The following is a 21686-nucleotide window of genomic DNA, read 5'->3' as shown; positions in this document are numbered from 1 at the left end:
CCTCGCCCGCCGGGAAACTGACGGCCCATCGGTCCGTCCGGCTCACGCCGTCACCGGTACGGCCGACCCCGCCCGCCCGGCGCGCGTACGCTGGCGCGCGTGAATGCCAGCGACCGTACCCCCGCCGACCTGCTGCGATCCGCTCTCGCCGCGGACCCGGCCCGCCCTTTGGTCACCTATTACGACGACGCAACCGGTGAACGCGTCGAATTGTCGGTGGCCACCTTCGCCAATTGGGTGGCCAAAACGGCCAACCTCCTCCAGGACGGCCTGTCCGCCGAGCCCGGCGAACGGGTCGCGCTGCTGCTGCCCGCGCACTGGCAGACCGCCGTGTGGCTGGTCGCCTGTTCGTCGGTGGGCGTCGTCGCCGACCTGGACGGCGACCCGGCGGCCGCCGAACACGTGGTCGCCGGACCCGACCGGCTGGACGAGGGCCTCGCCTGCCGCGGCGAGCGCCTCGCGCTGTCCCTGGCGCCGCTGGGGCGCCGCTTCCCGGCCCCACCGGCGGGGTACGACGACTACGCGGTCGAGGTGCCGTCGCAGGGGGACGTGTTCGCCCCGTACGTCCCCGTGGACCCGGACGCCCCTGCCCTCTCGGTGGGCGGTACGGAGCTGACCGGCGCCGAACTGGTGGACCGGGCGCGCGCGGACGCGCGGCGGCTGGGCCTGGACAGCGGGGCGCGGCTGCTGTCGGCTCTGCCGTACGACACGTGGGAGGGCCTGTCGGCGGGGCTGTACGCGCCGCTGGCGGCCGGCGCGTCGGTCGTCCTGTGCCGGAACCTGGACCGGCTGTCGCCGGAGGGGCTCGCGAAGCGGGTCGAGAGTGAGCGGATCACCGGCACTCTGGTGTGAAGTCCACCCGTCCGGCGCACGGCGTGCCGAGTCCCCCGGGTTTCGGCGGCGTCCTCGATGGATGATCGGTCCCACACCCCTCGTGTGAAGGACGGACGGACGACGTGACGGACAGCGCTGGTACGCCCCCGGAGCCGGACCCCCCAGCAGGGGCGTCCGGTCCGGGCACCCCAGCCGGTGACGCCGCGTCGAACCACCCGGCGCCCGGCCCGGCCCCCGACCCGGCACCCGACCCCGGACCCGCCCCGGCAACGGGCGCCGCGTCCCGTGCCGCATCCGGCAAGGGCCGGGCGCCCAAGGGCGGCGGCGGCAGGAAACGCCGACGGCGTACGCCCCGCCCGGCGGGCGGCCAGGCCAAGAACGGGGCGCGCCCCTCCAAGACCGCCCGGGCGAACCCGGCCGCCCCGAACCGGACCCCGGAGCCGGCCGCCGCTCCGAGCGGGCCCGGGTCCACCGGGCCCACCGGACCGGCCGGGCCCGCCACCGGCCGCCTCACCGGCTTCCGGCCGCGCGGTCTGCGGGTCATCGCCTTCCTGGGCGCGGTCGCCGTGCTGGCGGCGGCCGGGGCCGGATGGTGGCTGTACAAGAAACTCGACGAGAACATCACCACCGATCTCTCCGCCGCCGAAGAGCTGGAGCGGTACGCGAGGGAGCGCCCCAGCGCCCTGGTGCGCGGCGCGCGGAACATCCTGCTGATCGGGTCCGACACCCGCGCCGGGAGCGGCAACGCCCAGTACGGCCGGGACAAGGGCGTCCAGCGTTCCGACACGACGATCCTGCTGCACCTGGCCGCCCACGGGCGCAGTGCGACGGCGGTGTCCGTGCCGCGCGACCTGATGGTGCGCATCCCCAGCTGCCGCAAGCGCGACGGCACCCGCAGCGCCCCGCAGTTCGCGCAGTTCAACTGGGCGTTCGGGCTCGGCGGTACGGCCTGCACGGTGCGTACGCTGGAGAAGCTGACCGGCATCCGCATCGACCACCATGTGGTGATCGACTTCCGGGGCTTCAAGGACATGGTGAACGCGGTCGGCGGCGTACGCGTCTGCGTCACCAAGCCCATCAAGGACCCCGACGCGCGGGTGAACCTCAAGGCCGGTGCCCGGACGCTCGACGGGGAGCAGGCCCTCGGTTACGTACGGGCCCGCAAGTCCCTCGGCAACGGCAGCGACACCGAACGCATGGACCGGCAGCAGCAGTTCCTGGGCGCGCTCATCAACAAGGTGCAGAGCAACGGGGTGCTGCTCAACCCCGCGCGCCTCTACCCGGTGCTCGACGCGGCCACCAAGTCGGTCACCACCGATCCGGGCCTGGACTCGCTGAAGGACCTGTACGACCTGTCGCGCGCGATGCGCAGCGTACCGACCGAGAAGGTGCAGTTCCTCACCGTTCCGCGGCGCCCCTACCCAGGCAACCCGAACCGGGACGAACTCGTACAACCCCGAGCGAACAGCTTGTTCAAGCGTCTGCGGGACGACGAGCCGGTCGTGGTCGTGCCCGGCGACGGGCAGAACGAGGCCGGTAGTGCGAGCAGACGCAAGAGGGATGCGAGCCCTTCCACGACGCCGACCTTCACCGGCACGAATGCCGCCGTCGGTACCTGCAAGTAATGGCCGTGAGTAAAGCGATGCCCAAAGAGGGCACCGAACTCCAGGCGGATTGGGCGTATTGCCCGCTTGTAAGGTGCGTGGAATTTGTCACGGGCGTCGCCCCACGCTGAACTGGGCGGATAGTGTGACGCGATCCGGTGCTCCCGGCCGTGAGGTCGCGCACCCGAGATCGTGGAACCGAGCGCCTGACGGGGGAGGCGCCTCGCGTGGCACCGACGGAGGACTCAAACAACCGTGGACGCGCACAGCCGTGGACGGGCGGACGACATCGACCCCGCCGACCAGTGGGTGCTCAACCCGCAGACCGGTAATTACGAACTGCGACTGGAGCATTCCACTGAGCAGTCGGCGCCCCCGGCGCAGTCCACCCGCCCCACCGGCCGCCGCGCCACCACCACGTCCAGAACCGCCTCGTCGGCCTCGGCCGGCGGCAGAACGGCCGGCGTCCCCGGCCAGCGCAGACGCCGCGCACCCGGCACCCCGGAGGGTCCCGGCCGCGGCGGCGGTACGCCCCAGGCGGCGGGCCGCCGCAAGCGCAAGCCGCAGAAGTCCCGCAAGAAGAAGGCCCTGATGTGGACGAGCGGCGTGACGGCCGGCCTGGTCGTCGCCCTCACCATCACGGCGTACGCGTATTACGAGCACCTCAACTCCAACATCAGCACGGTCGACATCGCGGGTGCGGGCAGCGGCGGCTTCAAGAAGGACCAGGCCATCAACATCCTGGTCATCGGTACGGACAAGCGGACCGGCGACGGCAACGAGGGCTACGGCGACAAGAACAGCGCGGGTCACGCCGACACCACGATCCTCTTCCACGTATCCAAGGACCGGACCAACGCCACCGCGATGTCCATCCCGCGGGACCTGATGACCGACATCCCCGACTGCGAGACGAAGACGTCCGACGGCACGAAGGTGATCCCGGGGGAGCAGAACGTCCGGTTCAACACCAGCCTGGGCCAGGCCGACCGCGACCCCGGCTGCACCATGCGCACGGTCAAGGAGATCACCGGGCTGACCGTCGATCACTTCATGATGGCCGACTTCAACGCGGTGAAGACGCTGACCACGGCGATCGGGGGCGTCGAGGTGTGCGTGGCCAAGGATGTCGACGACAAGCAGTCGAAGCTGAAGCTCAGCAAGGGCAAGCACATGATCCAGGGTGAGGACGCCCTCGCCTTCGTCCGCACCCGGCACGCCTTCGGCAACGAGAGCGACCTCGACCGGATCAAGACCCAGCAGCAGTTCCTGAGCTCGATGATCCGCAAGATGAAGTCGAGCGAGACGCTCACCAGCCCGTCCAAGTTGCTGGACCTCGCGGAGGCGGCCACCGAGGCGCTCACCGTCGACACGGGGATAGGGAGCATCAAGAAGCTCCAGGACCTCGGCAGCGAGCTGGCCAAGGTGAACCCCAAGAACATCACCTTCACCACCCTTCCGGTCGTCGACAACCCGGCCGAGGCGGTGAAGGCAACGGTCGTCGTCGACGAGGCGAAGGCACAACCGCTCTTCTCGATGATGCAGAACGACGTCTCGCTCACCGAGGTGAAGAAGAAGGAGAAGGACGCCAAGAACGCCCAGGCCGCACTGCTCAAGGGCGCACGTGCGGAGGCCTCCGAGGTGCGCGTGGACGTGTACAACGGCAGCGGCAAGACGGGCGCGGCGCAGAGGACCCTCGACTGGCTTCAGAATGACGAGGGCGTCTTCAAGTCCTCGAACAAGAGCAACGCCCCGCAGGACATCCCGAAGACGACGCTGGAATTCGCACCCAACCAGGCCGACCAGGCCCGCAAGCTCGCGGACCTGATGGGCCTGCCCGCCACGGCGCTGAAGCAGGGGACGGCGGACGCCGGGGAGATGGAGCCGATGAAGCTCACGCTGGGCGGGGACTTCAAGGGCGCGGGGGTGCCCATCACCGGCCCGGCGAAGACGCCGGAGGGTGTGCAGAAGGTAGTGGCAGACAAGCAGGTTTGCGCGGAATGACGCATTCCTGAACGACAGGGGGACCTGGGGTGGGACAGAGCAGCGTGCGTGGGGAGGGAACGCGGGAAAGCGTTCCGCGCGCCCGTGAACTGGGCTGGGACGACGGTCTGTACGACGACTCGTCGTCCGGCGACACGGACGATCCGGCGAAACCGGAGCAAACGGCCGGATCCGGTAGCGCCGCGAGACCGGCGGAGGCGGCGGCCGGTCCCGAGGGCGGCGCGAACCACCGTCGCGGCGGCGGGACCGGCGGTCGGCGCCGCGCCGGGAAGGGCTCCAAAGACGGCAGGAACGGCAAGCGGCGGGTGCTCCGGTGGAGCGCCTCCGTGCTGTCGTTCCTGATACTGGGGACGGCCGGCGCCGGTTACCTGTACTACGAACACCTCAACAGCAAGATAAAGAAGGACGATCTGACGCTCGGCAAGAACAAGATGCCCGAGCACAGGGCGAACGCGGCGGGTCAGACACCGCTGAACATCCTGCTGATCGGCTCGGACGCGCGGAACTCCAAGGAGAACCAGGACCTGGGCGGCGGCAGGGACACCTTCGACGGTCCCCCGCTCGCCGACGTGCAGATGCTGTTGCACCTCTCCGCCGACCGCAGCAACGTGTCCGTGGTGAGCATGCCGCGCGACACCATGCTGAGGATCCCGGAGTGCAGGGACCCCGACACCGGCAAGGTGTACCGGGAAAGCCTCTTCTCCCAGACCAACGAGTCGCTGAACCGCGGTGGTCCGGGCTGCACGGTGGCCACCTGGGCCGAGCTGACCGGCATCCCCATCGACCACTTCATGATGATCGACTTCGCGGGTGTGGTGTCCATGGCCGACGCGATCGGCGGCGTACCCGTCTGCGTCGACAAGAACATCGAGTCCCGCACCCCCACCGGCGAGGGGTCCGGCCTGAAGCTCGCCAGGGGCACGCACCCCATCAAGGGCGAGCAGGCGCTCCAGTGGCTGCGCACCCGGTACGGCTGGGTCGGCGGCACCGACCTGGAGCGGGCCAAGGCGCAGCACATGTACATGAACTCGATGGTCCGCGAGCTGCGCAAGAACGCGAAGCTCACCGACCCGAACAAGCTGCGCAAGCTCGCCGACGCCGCCACCGAGGCGCTCACCGTGGACAAGGGCCTCGACACCATCGGCAAGCTGTACGACGTCGCCGAGCAGCTCAAGAGCGTCCCGACCGGGCGCATCACCATGACGACGCTGCCCAACTTCTACTCGACGCGCAGGGCCGGCAAGGTCGAGCTCAAGGCGGACGAGGCCGAGGAGTTGTTCCGGATGATCCGCGAGGACATCCCGCTCGACGGCAAGGCGTCCAAGCGCGCGACCCCCACCGCCACCAAGGACAAGGCCGCCCTGCCCGCACAGACCAAGGTGACCGTGCGCAACGGCACCTACACCGACCAGTTGGGTTCGGCCCAGGGACGGGCCACCACGGTCGCCGGGCTGCTGGCCGACAAGGGCTACACCCAGGCGGAGGCCGACACCGTCACCCCGCGCCAGGCCAAGACGGTCGTGCAGTTCCCCGCCGCGGATCTGGAGGCCGACGCCCAGGCCGTCGCCAAGGCGCTCGGGATCCCGGTCGGTTCGGTGCAGAAGTCCAACCAGGTCACGGGCGTCACCCTCGTCGTGGGCGCCGACTGGCGGGAGGGCGACACCTACCCCAAGCCCAAGGCCAGTGGGAAGCCGCCCGGCTCCAACACCAGCCGGGCCGACCAGGCCGGCTGCATGGAAGTGGACCCGAACTTCACCTGGTGACGGTCACGCCGCCGTCCGGACGACCGCCGGGCGGCGGCTGGCGATGACCTTCTTCGCCAGCGAGCGCGGGCTCGTGAGGAATCCGAAGCCCCACGACATGTGCATCGTCGCCAGGGCCACCGGGATCTGGAGCCGCGCCTTCAGCGGCAGGCCCTTGCCGGCCGGGACCGAACCGGCGGCGATCGCCGCCAGGTAGCCGCCGGGGACCACGAACCCCAGCGGGGTCAGCGTCGCGCCCACCACGATGCCTGCCGCGATGGCGCAGACGGCGGTCGGCGGGGCGAGGTAGCGCAGGTTGATGGAGCCCTGGTGGTAGCGGGCGACGACGTGCCGCCAGCGGCCGTAGTCCTTGTACTGCTTCGCCAGCGCACGCACGCTCGGCCGGGGCCGGTACTGCACCCTGAGCTCCGGCGAGAACCAGATCAGCCCGCCCGCCTCGCGGATACGGAAGTTCAGCTCCCAGTCCTGGGCGCGGATGAACTCCTCGTTGTACCCGCCCTGCTGCTCCAGCGCCTCACGACGGAACACGCCCAGGTACACGGTCTCGGCCGGGCCCGCCTCGCCACCGGTGTGGAAGGCCGCGTTGCCCACACCGATCCTGGATGTCATCGCGGCGGCGACCGCGTGCTCCCAGTCGTTCTCACCCTCGGCGTGCATGATGCCGCCGACGTTCTGCGCGCCCGTCTCCTCCAGGAGGCGGACCGCGGTCGCGATGTAGTTCGGCGACAGCATGCCGTGCCCGTCCACCCGTACCACGATCGGGTGACGCGACGCCTTGATCGCCGCGTTGAGGGCGGCGGGCGTGCGCCCGGTGGGATTCGGCACGGTGTGGACCCGGGGATCCTCCCGTACGAGCTCGGCGGCGATCTCGTCCGTACGGTCCGTGGACGGGCCGAGGGCGATCACCACCTCCATCTCACCGTCGTACTCCTGCTCGAGGATGTGACGGACCGAAGCGCGCAGATGCCGCTCCTCATTGAGGACCGGCATGATCACGGAGACCGGGGGCAGGGGCGGAGGCGTGGCGTTCATCGCCTGTCACGTTACCGCGAACGGGGGACACCGGTGCGCGCCGCCCGGGTGGCGCGGGCGGCCGCTGATCGTATGGGCCTACTGTGCAGACTTATCCCCCAGCCGCCCGCGGAGGTGTCCTTCGTGCCCACGCCGCCCCGCCGTCCCGTCCCTCCCCGGCCGCCCGCCCCCGGGCGGCCGAGACGGGCCCCGGAGCCGGCACCTGCGGAGCGACCGGGGCGGCGGGGCAGGGGCCGGTGGGGCACGCGGATGGCGACCACGCTGTCGGTGCTGGTCCTCGCGGCGGGCGGCATCGGGCACGCGATCGTCACCAGCCTGGACACGGAGATCGGCCGGATCGACCCGTTCAAGGACATGAAGAACCGCCCCGCGCCCGGTCACGGCACCAACATCCTGGTGGTCGGCACCGACGGACGCGACAAGATCACGCCACGGGAGAAGGAGAAGTACCGGCTCGGCGGGGCGCCCTGCCGGTGCACCGACACGATCATGCTGGTGCACATCTCCGCCGACCGTAAAAGGGCGAGCATGGTGTCGCTGCCCCGCGACTCGTACGCCGAGATCCCGCCGCACACCGACGCCACCACCGGCAAACACCACCACCGGCATCCGGTGAAGCTGAACGCCGCCTACGCGGAGGGCGGGCCGAACCTCACGGTACGGACCGTCGAGCACATGACCGGCGTCAAGATCGACCACTACCTGGAGCTGGACTTCACCAGCTTCATGCGGACCGTCGACGCCATCGGGGGCGTGGAGATCTGCACCGCCAAGCCGATGAAGGACGCGTACACCGGCCTCGACCTGCCGGCCGGCACCCACAAGCTGGACGGCGGGGCCGCCCTGCAGTACGTACGCTCCCGCCATGTCGACGGCGCGTCCGACCTGGGGCGCATGCAGCGGCAGCAGCGGTTCATGGCGGCCCTCATCGACCAGGCGACCAGCAACGGCACCATGCTGAACCCGGTGAGGTTCCAGCAGGTCATCACCTCGATGCTCAGCTCCGTACGGGCCGACGAGGGCTTCGGGGCGGAGCAGATGCTCGCGCTGGCGAAGGCGATGCGCGGCTTCACGGCGGCGTCGTCCGAGTTCACCTCCGTACCGGTCAGCAACACCAGCTTCCCGGTCAAGGGCATCGGCTCGACGGTGAAGTGGGACCCGGTGAAGGCCAAGAAACTGTTCGCGGCGGTACGGGCCGACAAGCCGCTCGCCCCGTACGCCCCGCGCAGCGGCGTCCGCAAGAAGCTCGTGGAGGTCTCGCCGCAGCAGATCCGCGTCCAGGTCTACAACGGCACGCGCGTCCACGGCCTGGGCGCCCGGATCGACGTGGCGCTGCGGGCGACCGGCTTCCGTACCAGCAAGACGGCCCTGAACTGGGCGCGGCGTGACGTCCGCCGCACGATCGTCTGGTTCGACCCCCGCTGGGACCGCTCGGCCCGCTCCCTCGCCACGGCGCTCCCCGGCTGCGAGCTCCGCCCGGTGGAGGGCCAGGGCGCCGTGTTCAAGGTCACGGCCGGCGCGAACTTCGTGGGGGTCCTGCCGGTACGTGCGGAGGACGCCTTCCAGGGCGAATTCGGCGTGGTCACGGGCGACCAGGTGATCTGCGCCTGACGCCTCGGGGCCGGCGGCCTCGGGACCCGGGAGTGAGCCGTGCCGGAGCCGCCGGCCCCGCGGGGGCGGCCCCGCACGGCCCACCGGTCAGTCGTCGATGCCCTCCGCCGCGCGCTTCTCGCGGAGTTCCTTGATCGCGCGGCGGCGCGCCAGGCGGTGGGTGCGGCGGATCTGCGCCTCCTGGTAGCGGCGCTTGTCGCGTTCGGTCTCCGGGATCACCGGCGGGACGGTGCGGGGCTTGCCGTCCGCGTCGACGGCGGCGAAGACCAGGTAGGCCGAGCCGACCTGGGTCGGGGGCGTGGACTCGTTCCACCGTTCGGCCAGGACCCGGACGCCGACCTCCATGGAGGACCGGCCGGTCCAGTTGACCTGGGCCTTCACATGCACCAGGTCGCCGACGCGCACCGGCTCCAGGAACACCATCTCGTCCATGGACGCCGTCACGGCGGGCCCGCCGGAGTGGCGGCCCGCGACGGCGCCCGCCGCGTCGTCCACCAACTTCATGATCACACCGCCGTGCACCGTGCCGAGGAGGTTGGTGTCACTGCCGGTCATGATGTGGCTGAGGGTGGTGCGGGAGGCCGCGGTCGGCTTTCCCCGCAGCTCGGAGGCCTGATCTGTCATGCCCTCCACCCTATGCCCGAGTCCGTCCCGCCCCTCATTGCATCAGGTTCGCTACAGCCCTGGTCCTATTTCCCACCCACCCTGTCGGGCCGCCGGGAGGGGCCTGCACACTGGTCCGCATGAACGACTGGCCCGATGGATGGACCGACGACCGCAACGCGCGTTACGGCCGTGGCAGCGCCGACGCCCAGCCCGAGGGCGCCCGCAGGATGCGCCATGTGCAGCGCCCCTCCGCGCCGCCGCAGCGCCCGCCGGTCCCCCAGCAGCAGTCGCGGGGGTACGACGACGCCTACGACAGCGGCTACAACACCGGGCAGGTCTACGGCTCCGGGGGCGGCCGTGGTGGTGGCCGTGCCGACCGTGGCTCGGTCCGCGCCCCGGGCCCGGCCCCGGACTGGCGCCGCCGCATCAAGATCGGGTCGATCGTGGTGCTGGTCGCCGTCCTGGGCACGACGATCGGCACGTACTTCTGGGCCGACGGCAAGATGCGCCGCGAGGTCGACCTCGCCAAGGTCATCGACCGGCCCAAGGAGGACGACTGCACCACGTATCTGATCGTCGGCTCCGACAGCCGTGAGGGCATGACGGCCGAGGAGAAGAAGAAGCTCCACACCGGCTCCGCCGACGGCAAGCGCACCGACTCGATGATGATCCTGGCGGCCTGCGGCGGCGGCAACACCATGATCTCGCTGCCCCGTGACTCGGACGTGGAGATCCCCAAGTTCGTCGGCTCGGAGTCCGGCAAGACCTTCCCCGCCCAGGGGCGCCGGGTGAAGCTCAACGCCGCGTACGCCGAGGACGGCCCCGAGCTGCTGGTGCGGACCGTGGAGCACAACACCGGGCTGCGCATCGACCACTACGCCGAGATCGGCTTCGCGGGCTTCGCCAACATCGTCGACGCCCTCGGCGGTGTGGAGATGAACATCGAGAAGGGCTTCAAGGACAAGAAGTCCGGCGCCGACTTCCAGGCCGGCAAGCAGACCCTCAACGGCGAGCAGGCGCTGGCCTTCGTCCGCACCCGGTACGCCTTCGCGGAGTCGGACCTGGCCCGCACCAAGAACCAGCAGAAGTTCCTGTCGGCGCTGGCGAGCCAGGCGGCGACGCCGGGCACGATCCTCAACCCGTTCAAGCTCTACCCGACGCTGGGCTCGGGCCTGGACACGCTGATCGTCGACGAGGACATGTCGCTGTTCGACCTGGGCGAGATGTTCTTCGCGATGAAGGGCATCAGCGGCGGCGAGGGCACGTCGATGAACATGCCGATCAACGGCACGCGCGGCGGCAACCTCGTCTGGGACAGGACGAAGGTTCAGCAGTTGGTGCAGCAGATCCAGAACGACGAGAAGGTCACCGTCACTCCCTGAGGCTGATGGTGCCTCGCCGGCGCGTCCCGTCGAACTTCGACGGGTCGACCGCCGGGCGGGGCGCGGGCCGGGCGGCCATCAGTTTGATGACACCCCGCCCCGCCAGCGCCGTACGCCACTCCCCCAGCGCCGGCCGGCTGCCGAACGGACCGGCCGCCTGGGCGAACAGCGTGCGTACGGCCGCCTCCCGGCGTTCGTCGAGGACACCCGGCACGGGACTGAACGTCGTGCCGGGCGCCGCGTACGGGTCCTGGGCGAGGATGCGGCCCACCGCGAGCGCGGCCTTGTAACGGTCGCCGTCCACCGTGACCGCCCCCGGGGGAGCCTTGGGGTCGTTCCAGTCGATGGTGTCCGCCTGGGCGAGCACCGGAGCCCGCCCCGCCGGCCGGACGCCGTCGCAGTCCAGCAGGTGCACGGCGGGTGCCGGCCGTACCGTCCACAGGACGTTCGCCTGCGAGAGGTCACCGAGGACGAGCCCCATGGCGTGCAGCCGGTCGAGGACGTCCACGACGGCCACCGCGAGGGCGTACCGCTCCGACGGCGTCGGCTGGACCACCGTCTGCCAGGCCGGCTTCGCCGGCCGCAGCAGGTAGGCCAGCTCCGTCAGCTTCGTGCCGCCGGCCGGGGAGCGCCACGTCATGGAGTCCGGGGCCCGGCGCATCAGGAAACCGGTGACCCTGGCGCCGTCGGTGACCCGGCACAGTGGCCAGGCGGTCCGCTCGTCCAGCCAGTCCCGGTCACCCGGCTCCAGGTCCCGCCGGACGCGCACCAGCTCGGCGAGGGCGCCGCCGTCGGGGCGCAGCGCGGGCCGGTAGCCCTTGTAGAGCACGCCCGGCAGTCCGCCGACGACGTGCACCTCGCCCTGCCCGCCGTCACCGACGCGCTCGAGCAGGCGCAGCGCGGAGAGCGGGACGTCGGCGCCGTCCTCGACGCTCATGACGGCTGCTCCCAGAGGCAGACCACCGTGCGGTCGTCGTCGTACGACTTCGCCCGGAACTGTGTCTGCCACAGGAAGTCGGCGGGCGCGGGCGGCTCGCCGCTCCCCCACGCGGCGCCGAGGAAGTCACGCATCTGCCGTTCCCCGGCGAGCGGGGACGACAGGCCGTCCGTGCTGAGGACGTACACGTCGCCCGGGGCGGCGGGGCCCAGGACGTGCGCCTCGGCGTGGCGCGCGGTGGGCAGCGCGGCGGTCCTGGTGTCGATCACGTCCGCGCCCTGCTCGGCCCCGGTCCGCCCGACCGGGTCGAGGTCCCATTCCCCGCCGCGCAGCAGGGCGAGGCCGCCGTCGCCGACCGCGAAGAACCCGCGGTTGCGGATGCCCGGGTCCAGGGGGACGAGCAGGGCGCGCAGCGTGGTGGAGAACGCGGCCGGCTGCTCGCCGCGCTCCGCCGCCAGCCGGTCGAGGGCCTCCGCGGTGCGGCCGACGGCCGAGCTGACCAGGGCGGTGAGCATGGTGCCCGCACCCTCCCTCACGGCGTGGACGAGCTGCTCGGCACAGGCGTCCAGGAGGCCGGCGGCCATGCGGCAGGCGAGCTGGGAGCCGACGTGGGAGCGCGGCGCGCTGCCCACGCCGTCCGCCACGGCGAGCAGCAGCAGGGTGTCGTGCGGGGCGCCGCCGCCGAGCCTCGTCACGCACAGCGCGTCCTGTCTGGGCTCGCACTCCCACCGGTGGGAGTCGCCCCGCACGGAAGCGGCCCGGATGGTGAGCGGTCCGTGGGAGGCGCCGTCCACGACGATGTCCGGGACCAGCGCCGCGTCCAGGTCGTCGCGTACCCCCGGCAGCCCTCCGGGCCGCGGCGGATACGTGGGCGGCCGTGCCCCGCTGTGCCGTGGCTCCCCCAGTCTGGGTACGGGAGCGGGGGGCGGTGCGGTTACAGGGGCGGGGGGCGGTGCGGGCACGGGTGCGGGGTGGTCCGGCTCCGGGGCGGGTACGGCGGCGGGGACGGGTGTGGGATGGTCCGGCTCCGGCGCTGGTACCGCGGCGGGCACAGGTGCGGGCGGTGGCTGCGGCACGGCCACGGGGTGGTACGCCGCCGCGGGCTGGTACCAGGGCTCCGTGGGCGGAACCGCCCGGATCGGCGGCTCGGGGCTCGGTCCGGGACGGGATGCGGGGTCGTTCCCGGTGCCGCGGCTCACGCCTTCCGGCAGCGACCGGAAGGCGAGGTCGGCGGCGTCGGGAGCCGGGGTGGCCGCCTGGTCCTGAGGGTTGTCCTGTCGCACGGCCGGCCTCAGAGCTTGTCGAGCGAGACGGTGGAGAAGCCGGGGACGGTCTCGTCCACGGCGAGGGTGAAGCCGCCGCTCCCGTCGGCCGGGATGCTGTTCGCCGAGCGCACGATGGAGCGCGTCAGGCTCGCGGCGAACTCGCGCAGCGCCTGGGCCGGCGAGACGGACGTGTCCTGCTGCATGAAGGCCCGGAAGTTGGCGACATGACCGATGGTCGCCGCTTCCGCCTCACCGATGCCGAAGGCGATGATCTTGGGGCCGTAGCGCGCTTCCACGAGTTCCTTGTGCGCCTGCTGCCAGCCGTCGTCCGTCGGGCTGCCGTCGGAGAGGAAGAACGCGACGGGGCGGTACACGTCGTGCCCCTCCGCCTTGAGCGCGGCGACGTCGGACTCGACGCAGCGCAACAGCGTACGGAAGGCCTCCCCGTACGAGGTCAGCCCGCCGGCCGCGAGCGCCGGCAGCGAGTCGATGTCGCTCAGGTCCACCAGGGGCTGGAGCACCTTCGCGTCGTCGGAGAACCCGATCAGGCAGAACCGGGTCTTGTCGGCGACCGTCGGATTCGTACTGATCTCGTGGTGCAGGTCCGGCAGGGCCGTGTTGATGCTGTCGATGGGCGCCCCGTTCATCGACCCCGACTCGTCGCACACCAGATAGAAGGGGAGGATCTGCATGCTCACGCACCTCGCTGCTCAGTAGCTGTAGAAGTAGATCTCGATGTCGGCGTGGCCGTCGGAGGCTCCGCCCTTCCAGAAGTCGCGTGTGGTCGCGCCCTTGAACATGTCGGGGCGGGCCTTCTCCAGCAGGGAGTTGACCTCGTGGGCGTACTCCCCGCCCGGGCCCGGGTCCCTGTGGCGGCCGAAGGTGAGGACGAACGCCGCCTGGCGGCCCGCGTGCGGGGCGGTGGCGCGCCGGAGGCGCTCCACGATCCGGTCGCGGTCGCCGGGGGCCGCGTCGATGGCCACGGTCACCGGCTTGCGCAGGACGGCGCGCGGTCCGGTGGGGGACGGCTTGGGCCGGGGCTTCGCGGCGCCGGACGGTGACGCCGCGGGCTTACGGGACGCCTCGGCGGCCTTCACCGAGTCGCCCTGGTCCCCCATCGCGACCAGCGCGAGGACCAGCAGCATGTCGGCGAAGAGCCAGCCGGCGAGGTGGAGCGGGTTGAACCGGATGCGCGCCGCCCGCCCGGAACGGCCGCTCATCGCGCGTCGGCCGGTGTCGCGCGGTCGTTCCCGGTGGCGGCGTCGCCCTTCGTCATCCGCACGGCGGGCGCCGGATCGCGCCCTTCGTCGTCATGTCCCCGCACCCGCTCCGGCACCGGAATCGGCTCCGCGGCCTGCGCGGGGGCCGGCGCGGGGACCGGCGCGGGGGCCGGCGCCGTGCGGAGCTCCACCGCCAGCTCCGCGAAACGCGCCGCCGCGTCGCGCAGCGCCCGGGTCTGCTCGTCGAGCCGCCGCATCGTCTCCTGCGAGGTGGTGACGGCGCGCGCGGTCTCCTCCGCGACCTCCGCGAGCCGGTCGAGCACCCTCGCCGACACGTCCGCGGAGACCTCGGCGCCCGTCGTGAACGACCGCTGCGCCGCCGCGAGGGTGTGCACCGAGTCCTCGACCCGCTCGCCCGCCTGCCCCAGCGCGTCGCGCACGTCCCCGCTGGCGGCCCGTACCTCCTCCAGCGCGTCGCGGACCATGGTTCCGCTGCCGCTCACGGCGGCCTCCACGCGCTCGGTCAGCGAGGTGACGGCCTTGCCGATGTCGTTGGCGCTCTCCTCCAGGGGCCGTACGGCGCCGTCCACCGAGGACAGGCGGCGCTCCGCGCTCTCCACCGCGTCGCCCACGGTGCTCGCGGCGGCCGTCAGCTCCTTCTGCGCCTTGACCGCCTTGTCCCCGAGCCGGCGCAGTGTCGCCGCGGCCCCGGTCAGCTCGGCCGTGAAGCGCTGCGGTGACGCCAGCCGCTCCTCGTTCAGCAGCAGTTGGGCGCGGGTGAGGAGGGGGACGAGCCGGGCCAGCAGCTCGTCGGCGGCGCGCCGGTCCGCGTCCTCCCGACGGTCGACGGCGGCGCGCCGGAAGCCGTGGACGAGCGCCAGGACGAGCAGCAGCAGGATGGCCCCGGTGGCGGTGCCGGCGACGTGTCCGAAGGTGAACCAGCCGGTGAGCCGGCCTTCGAAGCCGGACTGCCAGAGCTGGAGGAACGGCCGCCCCGCCGCCTTGGGATCGGTCCCGATCAGCGTCTCGTAGGCGCTGGACGCCTTGGTCAGGCCGAACCAGGTGAGCAGCAACGGTACGAAGACGAGGGCCCCGAGCCCGGCTTCCAGCCACGCCCAGTACGGCCGTTCCGGCCCGGCGGCCGGGCCGGCCGGGGTGACGCTCTCGGGGCGTGCGTAGGCGTGGAGGAGGTCCAGCTCCGTCCACGGTTCCACATCGCCGTCGCCTATGCCCTGGAGGGCGTCGGCGAGCGAGGTGAGTTCGTCGCGCCGCGCCGCCAGTCCCGGCTGCTCGGCGACGTCCCGTAACTGTTGAGCGATCACATGACGATCCGCCAGGGCCCCGACCGGCATTCCCACCCCCATGAGAGAACCCGGGGTGAAGGCACGCCCGCTCACGCCCCCTCGACGATGAGCCACCTCAACCCCGTTGCGGCACAACGTCCTTGACGTCACCGCGGGCGCCGATCGTAACCCACACGCCGGTGGCCGGAGCATAGAATTCCACCATCGAGACGCAGGGGGAGCCATGGGTACGGACGAGCGTTCGGACGACCGCCCACGTGGAGTGATCCGGTTGCGCGGTGAGCGGGCGCGGGCGGAGGCGGTGCTGACGACGGCCGCGCCTCGCGCGCGGATCACGGGCCGGGGCGAGCTCCAGGCCAACCTGAACTGGCTGCCGGGACCCGACGCGGATCTGAACCTGTGCTGCCTCGTGACCTTCACCGACGGTACGTCGACGGTGGTGCAGGCGCTGGGGGACGACTACGGCTCACTCACCTCGTGGCCGTACGTCCGCCTCGACCACGACGACCGGACGGGAGCCTCGTCCGACGGCGAGACGCTCCGGGTGAACCTGGGGCAGCGTGCCCGCTTCCGGCGGCTGCTGTTCTTCGTGTACGTGTACGAGGGCGCGGCGGACTTCCGCCGGCTCGGTGCCACGGTCACCGTCACCGCCCCCGGCGGCCAGGCGGTGCGGATCCTCCTCGACGACTCGCCGCCCGGGACGACGGCCTGCGCCGTCGCACTGGCGACCCCGGAGGGCGAGGCCCTTTCCCTGCGCCGGGAGGTCCGCTGGTTCACGGGGTGGCCGGTGCGGAGCCCGCACGAGCAGATCGACGACGCGTACGGCTTCGGCATCGAGTGGACGACGATGAGCAAGCCCCCGCGCCGCTGACCTCGCTTCCCCCGCCCGACGGCCGTGCGCGTCAGGCCGCGAACGGGTTCGCGTGGCCCGGCAACTGTTGGCCCGGGCGCAGGAAGCGCTCACGGCCCGTCTCGTCCCGTACCGGTGTGAACCCGGCCGCCCGGAGGCGCTGGGCGATGCGTTCGCGGCGGACCTCGCTGATCTTGACACCGCCCACGAGGAGGCCGGCCAGGGCGGCGCCGCCCGCGACGGCGGCGACGTACATCTGGCAGATCAGCAGGGTCACCACCAGGCCCGCCACGCAGAACCAGGCGAAGCCCATTTTCCGCGCCCCGGCCATCTGCGTCATGACGTCGAACCCGATGCGGTCCTTCATCAGGGCGACCGCCTCCGCCGCCTCAGCGGTCGGCTTGAGCGTCCCGGGCAGGAGACCGGGCACCGTGCCGCCCATGCCGGCCTGCGGGTGGGCGGCGATGGTGGCCGCCTCCCGGGCGCGGGCCCCGGGCGCGGGGTCGCGGTAGAGGTGGACGGCGAGGGTCTGGCTGTTGTGACCCTCGCGCCGGGTCTCGGCGTACTCGAAGCCGTAGTGCTCGACGACGTGCGCGAGCGTGGCGGCCCTGCCGGCGTGGGAGAACTCGTTGGTGACGACCACGACGTCCTGGGTCGCTATCTGCTTGAGCAGTGCGGAGATCTGACGGTCCACGCTCATGGGGACTCCCACCTGGTGCTGTGCTGGTTGTGCGGCAGCGCAGCCTAACCGCGACGGCCCCCGGCGGATCGCCGGGGGCCGTCCTTGCGGTCGCGGGGGTACTACGGCAGGTTGCGGGCCATGACGATCCGCTGGACCTGGTTCGTGCCCTCGTAGATCTGGGTGATCTTGGCGTCGCGCATCATGCGCTCGACCGGGTAGTCACGGGTGTAGCCGTAGCCGCCGAGAAGCTGGACGGCGTCCGTGGTGGCCTCCATGGCGATGTCGGAGGCGAAGCACTTCGCGGCCGCACCCAGGTAGGTGAGGTCGGCGTCGCCGCGCTCCGAGGCCGCGGCGGCCTGGTAGGTGAGGGCGCGGGCGGCGGAGATCTTCATCGCCATGTCGGCGAGCATGAACTGGATGCCCTGGAAGTCGGCGATCGGCTTGCCGAACTGCTTGCGCTCCTGGACGTACCCCTTGGCGTAGTCCAGCGCGCCCTGGGCGATGCCGAGGGCCTGGGCCGCGATGGTGATACGGGTGTGGTCCAGGGTCTTCATCGCGGTGGCGAAGCCGGTGCCCTCCTCGCCGATCATGCGGTCGGCGGGGATGCGGACGTTGTCGAGGTAGACCTCGCGGGTCGGGGAGCCCTTGATGCCGAGCTTCTTCTCCGGGGCGCCGAACGACACGCCCTCGTCGCCCTTCTCCACGACGAAGGCGGAAATGCCCTTCGACCGCTTCTCCGGGTCCGTCACGGCCATGACCGTGTAGTACTCGGACACGCCGGCGTTGGTGATCCAGCGCTTCACGCCGTTGAGGACCCAGAAGTCGCCGTCGCGGACGGCCTTGGTCTTCATACCGGCGGCGTCGGAGCCCGCGTCCGGCTCGGAGAGGCAGTACGAGAACATCGCGTCGCCCTTGGCGAGCGGGCCCAGGTACTTCTTCTTCAGCTCCTCGGAGCCGGAGAGGATCACGGGCAGGGAGCCGAGCTTGTTCACGGCCGGGATCAGGGAGGACGAGGCGCAGACGCGGGCGACCTCCTCGATGACGATCACGGTCGCGAGGGCGTCGGCGCCAGCGCCGCCGTACGTCTCGGGTACGTGGACGGCGTGCAGGTCGGAGGCGACGAGCGCGTCCAGCGCCTCCTGCGGGAAGCGGGCCTCCTCGTCCACGGCGGCGGCGAACGGCGCGATCTTGGCCTCGGCGAGCGAGCGGACGGTGTCCCGGAGCATGTCGTGCTCCTCGGACGGGCGGTACAGATCGAAGTCAGGCGTTCCCGCCACTTTCTCTCACTCCCCTGGACTGCTGCTAACTACCGTTAAGTAACACAAATTTTAGTGTGCCGGACAGGGCCAGGCATACGTGAGTTTCATGACAGCCCCTGTCCCGGGGAAACGGTGCCCGGCCCGGGGCCCGACTATGCTCAGGCCCGCACTCCCTCCCGCACGTCAATGGAGCACCGCATGGCCCTCAAGATCACCGTGATCGGCACCGGATACCTGGGCGCCACCCATGCGGCGGCCATGGCGGAGCTGGGGTTCGAGGTGCTCGGGCTCGACGTGGTCCCCGAGAAGATCGAGATGCTGTCGGCCGGACGCGTCCCGATGTACGAGCCGGGGCTGGAGGACCTGCTGCGCAAACACGTCGCCGGCATCGAGGGCTCCACCGGGCGGCTGCGCTTCACCACCTCGTGGGAGGAGGTCGCCGAGTTCGGCGACGTCCACTTCGTGTGCGTGAACACGCCGCAGAAGCAGGGCGACTACGCGTGCGACATGCGGTACGTCGACGCCGCCTTCGGCTCGCTGGCCCCGCACCTGAAGCGGCCCGCGCTGGTCGTCGGCAAGTCGACCGTGCCGGTCGGCAGCGCGGAGCGGCTCGCCCGGCTCCTCGCCGACCGGGCGCCGGTGGGCGCGGACGCGGAGCTGGCGTGGAACCCCGAGTTCCTGCGTGAGGGCTTCGCCGTGCAGGACACCCTGCACCCGGACCGGATCGTGGTGGGCGTGGAGAGCGCGGCGGCCGAGAAGCTGCTGCGTGAGGTGTACGCCACTCCCATGGAGGAAGGGTCGCCGTTCGTGGTGACCGACTTCCCGACGGCGGAGCTGGTGAAGACCGCCGCGAACTCCTTCCTGGCGACGAAGATCTCCTTCATCAACGCGATGGCCGAGGTCTGCGAGGCCGCGGGCGGTGACGTCGTCAAGCTCGCGGAAGCCATCGGCTACGACGAGCGGATCGGCGCGAAGTTCCTCCGCGCGGGCATCGGCTTCGGCGGCGGCTGCCTGCCGAAGGACATCCGGGCGTTCATGGCCCGCGCGGGCGAGCTGGGCGCCGACCAGGCGCTGACCTTCCTGCGCGAGATCGACTCCATCAACATGCGGCGCCGCGGCCAGATGGTCGGCATGGCCCGCGAGGCCCTCGGCGACGGCACGTTCCTCGGCAAGCGAGTGGCGGTACTGGGCGCCACGTTCAAGCCCAACTCGGACGACGTACGGGACTCGCCCGCGCTGAACGTCGCCGGTCAGATCCACCTCCAGGGCGGCCAGGTCACCGTGTACGACCCCAAGGGCATGGACAACGCCCGGCGGCTGTTCCCGACGCTGTCGTACGCGGACACCGCCCTGGAAGCGGTGCGGGGCGCGGACATCGTGCTGCACCTGACGGAGTGGAGCGAGTTCCGCGACCTGGACCCCGCGGAGCTCGGCGAGGCCGTGGCGTCCCGGCTCATCCTGGACGGCCGCAACGCCCTGGACGCGGAGCGCTGGCGCGAGGCGGGCTGGACCTTCCGCGCGATGGGCCGCCCCCGGGCCTGACCGTCCGCAGGAATGGCGCAGCGCCCCACGGGCACCCGGGCGCCATGGCTTTTGCGACGCTCACCCTGACCGCGATCGACTGTCCCGAACCGCGCCGGCTCGCCGAGTTCTACGCCGCGATCCTCGGCGGTGAGGTGAAGGACGACCAGACCGACGACGGCCACTGGATCGACCTGTACCTCCCGGACGGGCAGCGGCTGGCCTTCCAGAAGGTGCCGGACCTGCGCCCGCCCGAGTGGCCGCGGGCCGACCGGAACTCCCAGCAGCTCCACCTCGACCTGGACGTCGAGGACATCGACGCCGCCCACGAGCGGGTCCTGGCACTGGGGGCGCGGCCGCTCGACGTCGACGACGACGGGGGCCGGCGGGACTTCAGGGTGTACGCGGATCCGGCGGGACATCCGTTCTGCCTCTGCCGGGCGTAGCTCCTACACCGGCTGCGCGGCCTCCGCCGCCTCACGCACGACCCGGGCCGCGTTGCCCCAGGTCAGTCCGGCGATGTCGGCTTCGGACCAGTCGCGGTGCAGGAGCTCGGCGATCAGGTTCGGGTAGCAGGACGCGTCTTCCAGACCGATGGTGTGCGGGGCGTCGGTCGTCATGCCGTACGAGCCCGACAACCCGACGCACTCCGGCCCGGCGACCTCCCGGACGTACTCGACGTGATCGGCCACGTCCCAGAGGGTGGCGGGCTGGTCGGCGCGCCGGGTGACCTGGTCGGGGGCGAAGCTCACCATGCAGACCCCGCCGTTGGCGCGCAGACGGCGCAGGACGTCGTCGGGCACGTTGCCCGCGTGCGGGGTGAGGGCCTGGGCCGCCGAGTGGGAGAGGATGACCGGCGCCTTGGAGACGTCGAGGACCCGGTCCATGGTGGCCTCACAGGCGCCCGACAGGTCGACGAGGACCCCGAGGCGGTTCATCTCGCGGACCGCCTCCTCCCCGAACGGCGTCAGCCCGGCCGGGTCGGCGGTCCACCGCGTACCGGCGATACCGACGCTGCGGACGCCGAGCGCGTGGTAGGCGCGCAGGGTGCCCAGCGAGTCGCCGAGGGCGGCACCGGACACGGGGCCGAGGAGGGACGCGATACGGCCGCAGTCGCGGGCCCGGACCATGTCGGCGGCCGTGAGGGCGAGCCGGAGGGCCTCGGGGCAGGACGCGACGAGGGTGCGTACCGCGTCTATTCGGTCCAGCGTCTCCTGCACGGCGGCGGGGCCCGGCGCCACGTGCAGCGACCAGAACTGCGCGCCCACGCCGCCGGCCCGGATGCGGGGGATGTCGGTGTCGAGGAGCGCCGAGCCGTGCTGGAGGTCGTGCCAGTGCGTACGGTCCAGCTCCTGGGCGAGCGTGTTGTGACCGTCGACGACGAGCTGCGCGGCCAGCAGCACCCGGGCCCGCTCCACGTCGACCTCGGCCGGGGTGACCGCCTCCGCGACGCCGTCGGGCGTGCCGTCGAGTTCACCGATCGCGGAGGGTGCCGCACAGGGGTGGTCCTGAAGGTCTGCCATGGGGGAGCTCCGCTCCGGACGGACGACGAGCCGACAGGGCCACGGTGACACGGGCGAAAGCGGGGGTCGCGGCGACGTACTGCGTTCGGGTGATGTTGCGGCCGGTGGGCCGGGTCGGGGCCCCTCCGGGCTCACCTCCTCGCGGTCGGCGGGGTGCCCGAGCACTCTCCTCACCGTCTCGCGCCGCCGATCCGCTGCGGGGGCGACCCTGCACGGCCCCTCCTCGCCGTGGTCGACGAAAAGCGCGCCCGCACCCGGCGTACGACCGGGGTGCGGCCGTGCAGGGTCG

General features: G+C 71.8%; 19 protein-coding genes. 9 read left to right on the top strand and 10 right to left on the bottom strand.

Translation table 11 applies throughout. The features are described from left to right. Positions 1-99 precede the first annotated feature (99 nt). From ACZ6C1_RS35730 to ACZ6C1_RS35715, 4 genes are all read left to right on the top strand, one after another. Positions 100-852 (top strand): TIGR03089 family protein, encoded by a 753-nt coding sequence (locus ACZ6C1_RS35730; protein ID WP_469247028.1) that lies wholly within the window; start codon positions 100-102, stop codon positions 850-852. Positions 853-956: 104 nt separating this feature from the next. Continuing rightward, complete coding sequence (locus ACZ6C1_RS35725) at positions 957-2459, top strand: LCP family protein (protein WP_469247026.1); 1503 nt, start codon at positions 957-959, stop codon at positions 2457-2459. Between the two features lie 234 nt (positions 2460-2693). Further along, positions 2694-4442 (top strand): LCP family protein, encoded by a 1749-nt coding sequence (locus ACZ6C1_RS35720; RefSeq protein ID WP_469247024.1) that lies wholly within the window; start codon positions 2694-2696, stop codon positions 4440-4442. 29 nt (positions 4443-4471) lie between these two features. Further along, positions 4472-6205 (top strand): LCP family protein, encoded by a 1734-nt coding sequence (locus ACZ6C1_RS35715; protein ID WP_469247022.1) that lies wholly within the window; start codon positions 4472-4474, stop codon positions 6203-6205. Between the two features lie 3 nt (positions 6206-6208). Here ACZ6C1_RS35715 and ACZ6C1_RS35710 read toward each other — a convergent pair whose 3' ends face one another. Next, entirely contained in the window at positions 6209-7237 is a 1029-nt protein-coding gene (locus tag ACZ6C1_RS35710) for a glycosyltransferase family 2 protein (protein WP_469247020.1), read from the bottom strand. 123 nt (positions 7238-7360) lie between these two features. Between ACZ6C1_RS35710 and ACZ6C1_RS35705 the strand changes: the two genes are divergently transcribed. Beyond that, positions 7361-8848 (top strand): LCP family protein, encoded by a 1488-nt coding sequence (locus ACZ6C1_RS35705; protein WP_469247019.1) that lies wholly within the window; start codon positions 7361-7363, stop codon positions 8846-8848. Positions 8849-8935: 87 nt separating this feature from the next. On the opposite strand, the gene ACZ6C1_RS35700 is transcribed toward ACZ6C1_RS35705, so the two are convergent. Next, entirely contained in the window at positions 8936-9472 is a 537-nt protein-coding gene (locus tag ACZ6C1_RS35700) for an acyl-CoA thioesterase (RefSeq protein ID WP_469247017.1), read from the bottom strand. 119 nt (positions 9473-9591) lie between these two features. On the opposite strand from ACZ6C1_RS35700, the gene ACZ6C1_RS35695 reads away from it, so the two are divergent. Then, positions 9592-10836, top strand: coding sequence for an LCP family protein (locus tag ACZ6C1_RS35695; RefSeq protein ID WP_469247013.1), 1245 nt, complete (start codon positions 9592-9594; stop codon positions 10834-10836). Here the strand turns inward: ACZ6C1_RS35695 and ACZ6C1_RS35690 are convergent. Genes ACZ6C1_RS35690 through ACZ6C1_RS35670 form a run of 5 tightly spaced genes read right to left on the bottom strand, consistent with a single transcriptional unit; the run spans position 10826 to position 15580 of the window. Continuing rightward, on the bottom strand, positions 10826-11773 hold the full coding sequence (locus ACZ6C1_RS35690; protein ID WP_469247010.1) for a hypothetical protein: 948 nt from the start codon (positions 11771-11773) through the stop codon (positions 10826-10828). The two genes, ACZ6C1_RS35695 and ACZ6C1_RS35690, sit on opposite strands and share 11 nt — an antisense overlap. Beyond that, complete coding sequence (locus ACZ6C1_RS35685; RefSeq protein WP_469247008.1) at positions 11770-13056, bottom strand: protein phosphatase 2C domain-containing protein; 1287 nt, start codon at positions 13054-13056, stop codon at positions 11770-11772. The genes ACZ6C1_RS35690 and ACZ6C1_RS35685 overlap by 4 nt, the downstream gene beginning before the upstream one ends. Positions 13057-13064: 8 nt before the next feature. Beyond that, complete coding sequence (locus ACZ6C1_RS35680; RefSeq protein WP_469247006.1) at positions 13065-13730, bottom strand: vWA domain-containing protein; 666 nt, start codon at positions 13728-13730, stop codon at positions 13065-13067. A gap of 18 nt (positions 13731-13748) precedes the next feature. Further along, positions 13749-14258 carry a hypothetical protein gene (locus ACZ6C1_RS35675; RefSeq protein ID WP_469247005.1) on the bottom strand — a complete coding sequence of 170 codons (510 nt, stop codon included), beginning with the start codon at positions 14256-14258 and terminating at the stop codon, positions 13749-13751. Further along, positions 14255-15580 carry a methyl-accepting chemotaxis protein gene (locus ACZ6C1_RS35670; protein ID WP_469247003.1) on the bottom strand — a complete coding sequence of 442 codons (1326 nt, stop codon included), beginning with the start codon at positions 15578-15580 and terminating at the stop codon, positions 14255-14257. Before ACZ6C1_RS35670 ends, ACZ6C1_RS35675 begins: the two co-directional genes overlap by 4 nt. Before the next feature lie 205 nt (positions 15581-15785). Here ACZ6C1_RS35670 and ACZ6C1_RS35665 point away from each other — a divergent pair, with 205 nt between their 5' ends. Then, positions 15786-16433 (top strand): tellurium resistance protein, encoded by a 648-nt coding sequence (locus ACZ6C1_RS35665; protein WP_469247002.1) that lies wholly within the window; start codon positions 15786-15788, stop codon positions 16431-16433. A 31-nt stretch (positions 16434-16464) separates the two neighbouring features. Here ACZ6C1_RS35665 and ACZ6C1_RS35660 read toward each other — a convergent pair whose 3' ends face one another. Together ACZ6C1_RS35660 and ACZ6C1_RS35655 are read right to left on the bottom strand one after the other, a co-directional pair. After that, entirely contained in the window at positions 16465-17112 is a 648-nt protein-coding gene (locus ACZ6C1_RS35660; RefSeq protein WP_469247001.1) for a hypothetical protein, read from the bottom strand. A gap of 101 nt (positions 17113-17213) precedes the next feature. Next, complete coding sequence (locus tag ACZ6C1_RS35655; RefSeq protein WP_469247000.1) at positions 17214-18371, bottom strand: acyl-CoA dehydrogenase; 1158 nt, start codon at positions 18369-18371, stop codon at positions 17214-17216. A 180-nt stretch (positions 18372-18551) separates the two neighbouring features. Here ACZ6C1_RS35655 and ACZ6C1_RS35650 point away from each other — a divergent pair, with 180 nt between their 5' ends. Together ACZ6C1_RS35650 and ACZ6C1_RS35645 are read left to right on the top strand one after the other, a co-directional pair. Beyond that, a complete protein-coding gene (locus ACZ6C1_RS35650) occupies positions 18552-19895 on the top strand; it encodes a UDP-glucose dehydrogenase family protein (protein WP_469246999.1) in 1344 nt (447 codons plus the stop codon). A gap of 44 nt (positions 19896-19939) precedes the next feature. Continuing rightward, the gene (locus tag ACZ6C1_RS35645) at positions 19940-20320 is read left to right on the top strand and encodes a VOC family protein (protein WP_469246998.1); all 381 of its coding nucleotides are present in this window, start codon (positions 19940-19942) and stop codon (positions 20318-20320) included. Between the two features lie 3 nt (positions 20321-20323). Here the strand turns inward: ACZ6C1_RS35645 and ACZ6C1_RS35640 are convergent, their stop codons facing one another. Further along, positions 20324-21397 carry a dipeptidase gene (locus tag ACZ6C1_RS35640; protein WP_469246997.1) on the bottom strand — a complete coding sequence of 358 codons (1074 nt, stop codon included), beginning with the start codon at positions 21395-21397 and terminating at the stop codon, positions 20324-20326. Between the last annotated feature and the right edge of the window lie 289 nt (positions 21398-21686).

Source organism: Streptomyces sp. NPDC041796, assembly GCF_055590785.1.
The sequence above is the reverse complement of the archived record's forward strand: the minus strand, read 5'-3'. Positions and strand labels throughout refer to the sequence as shown.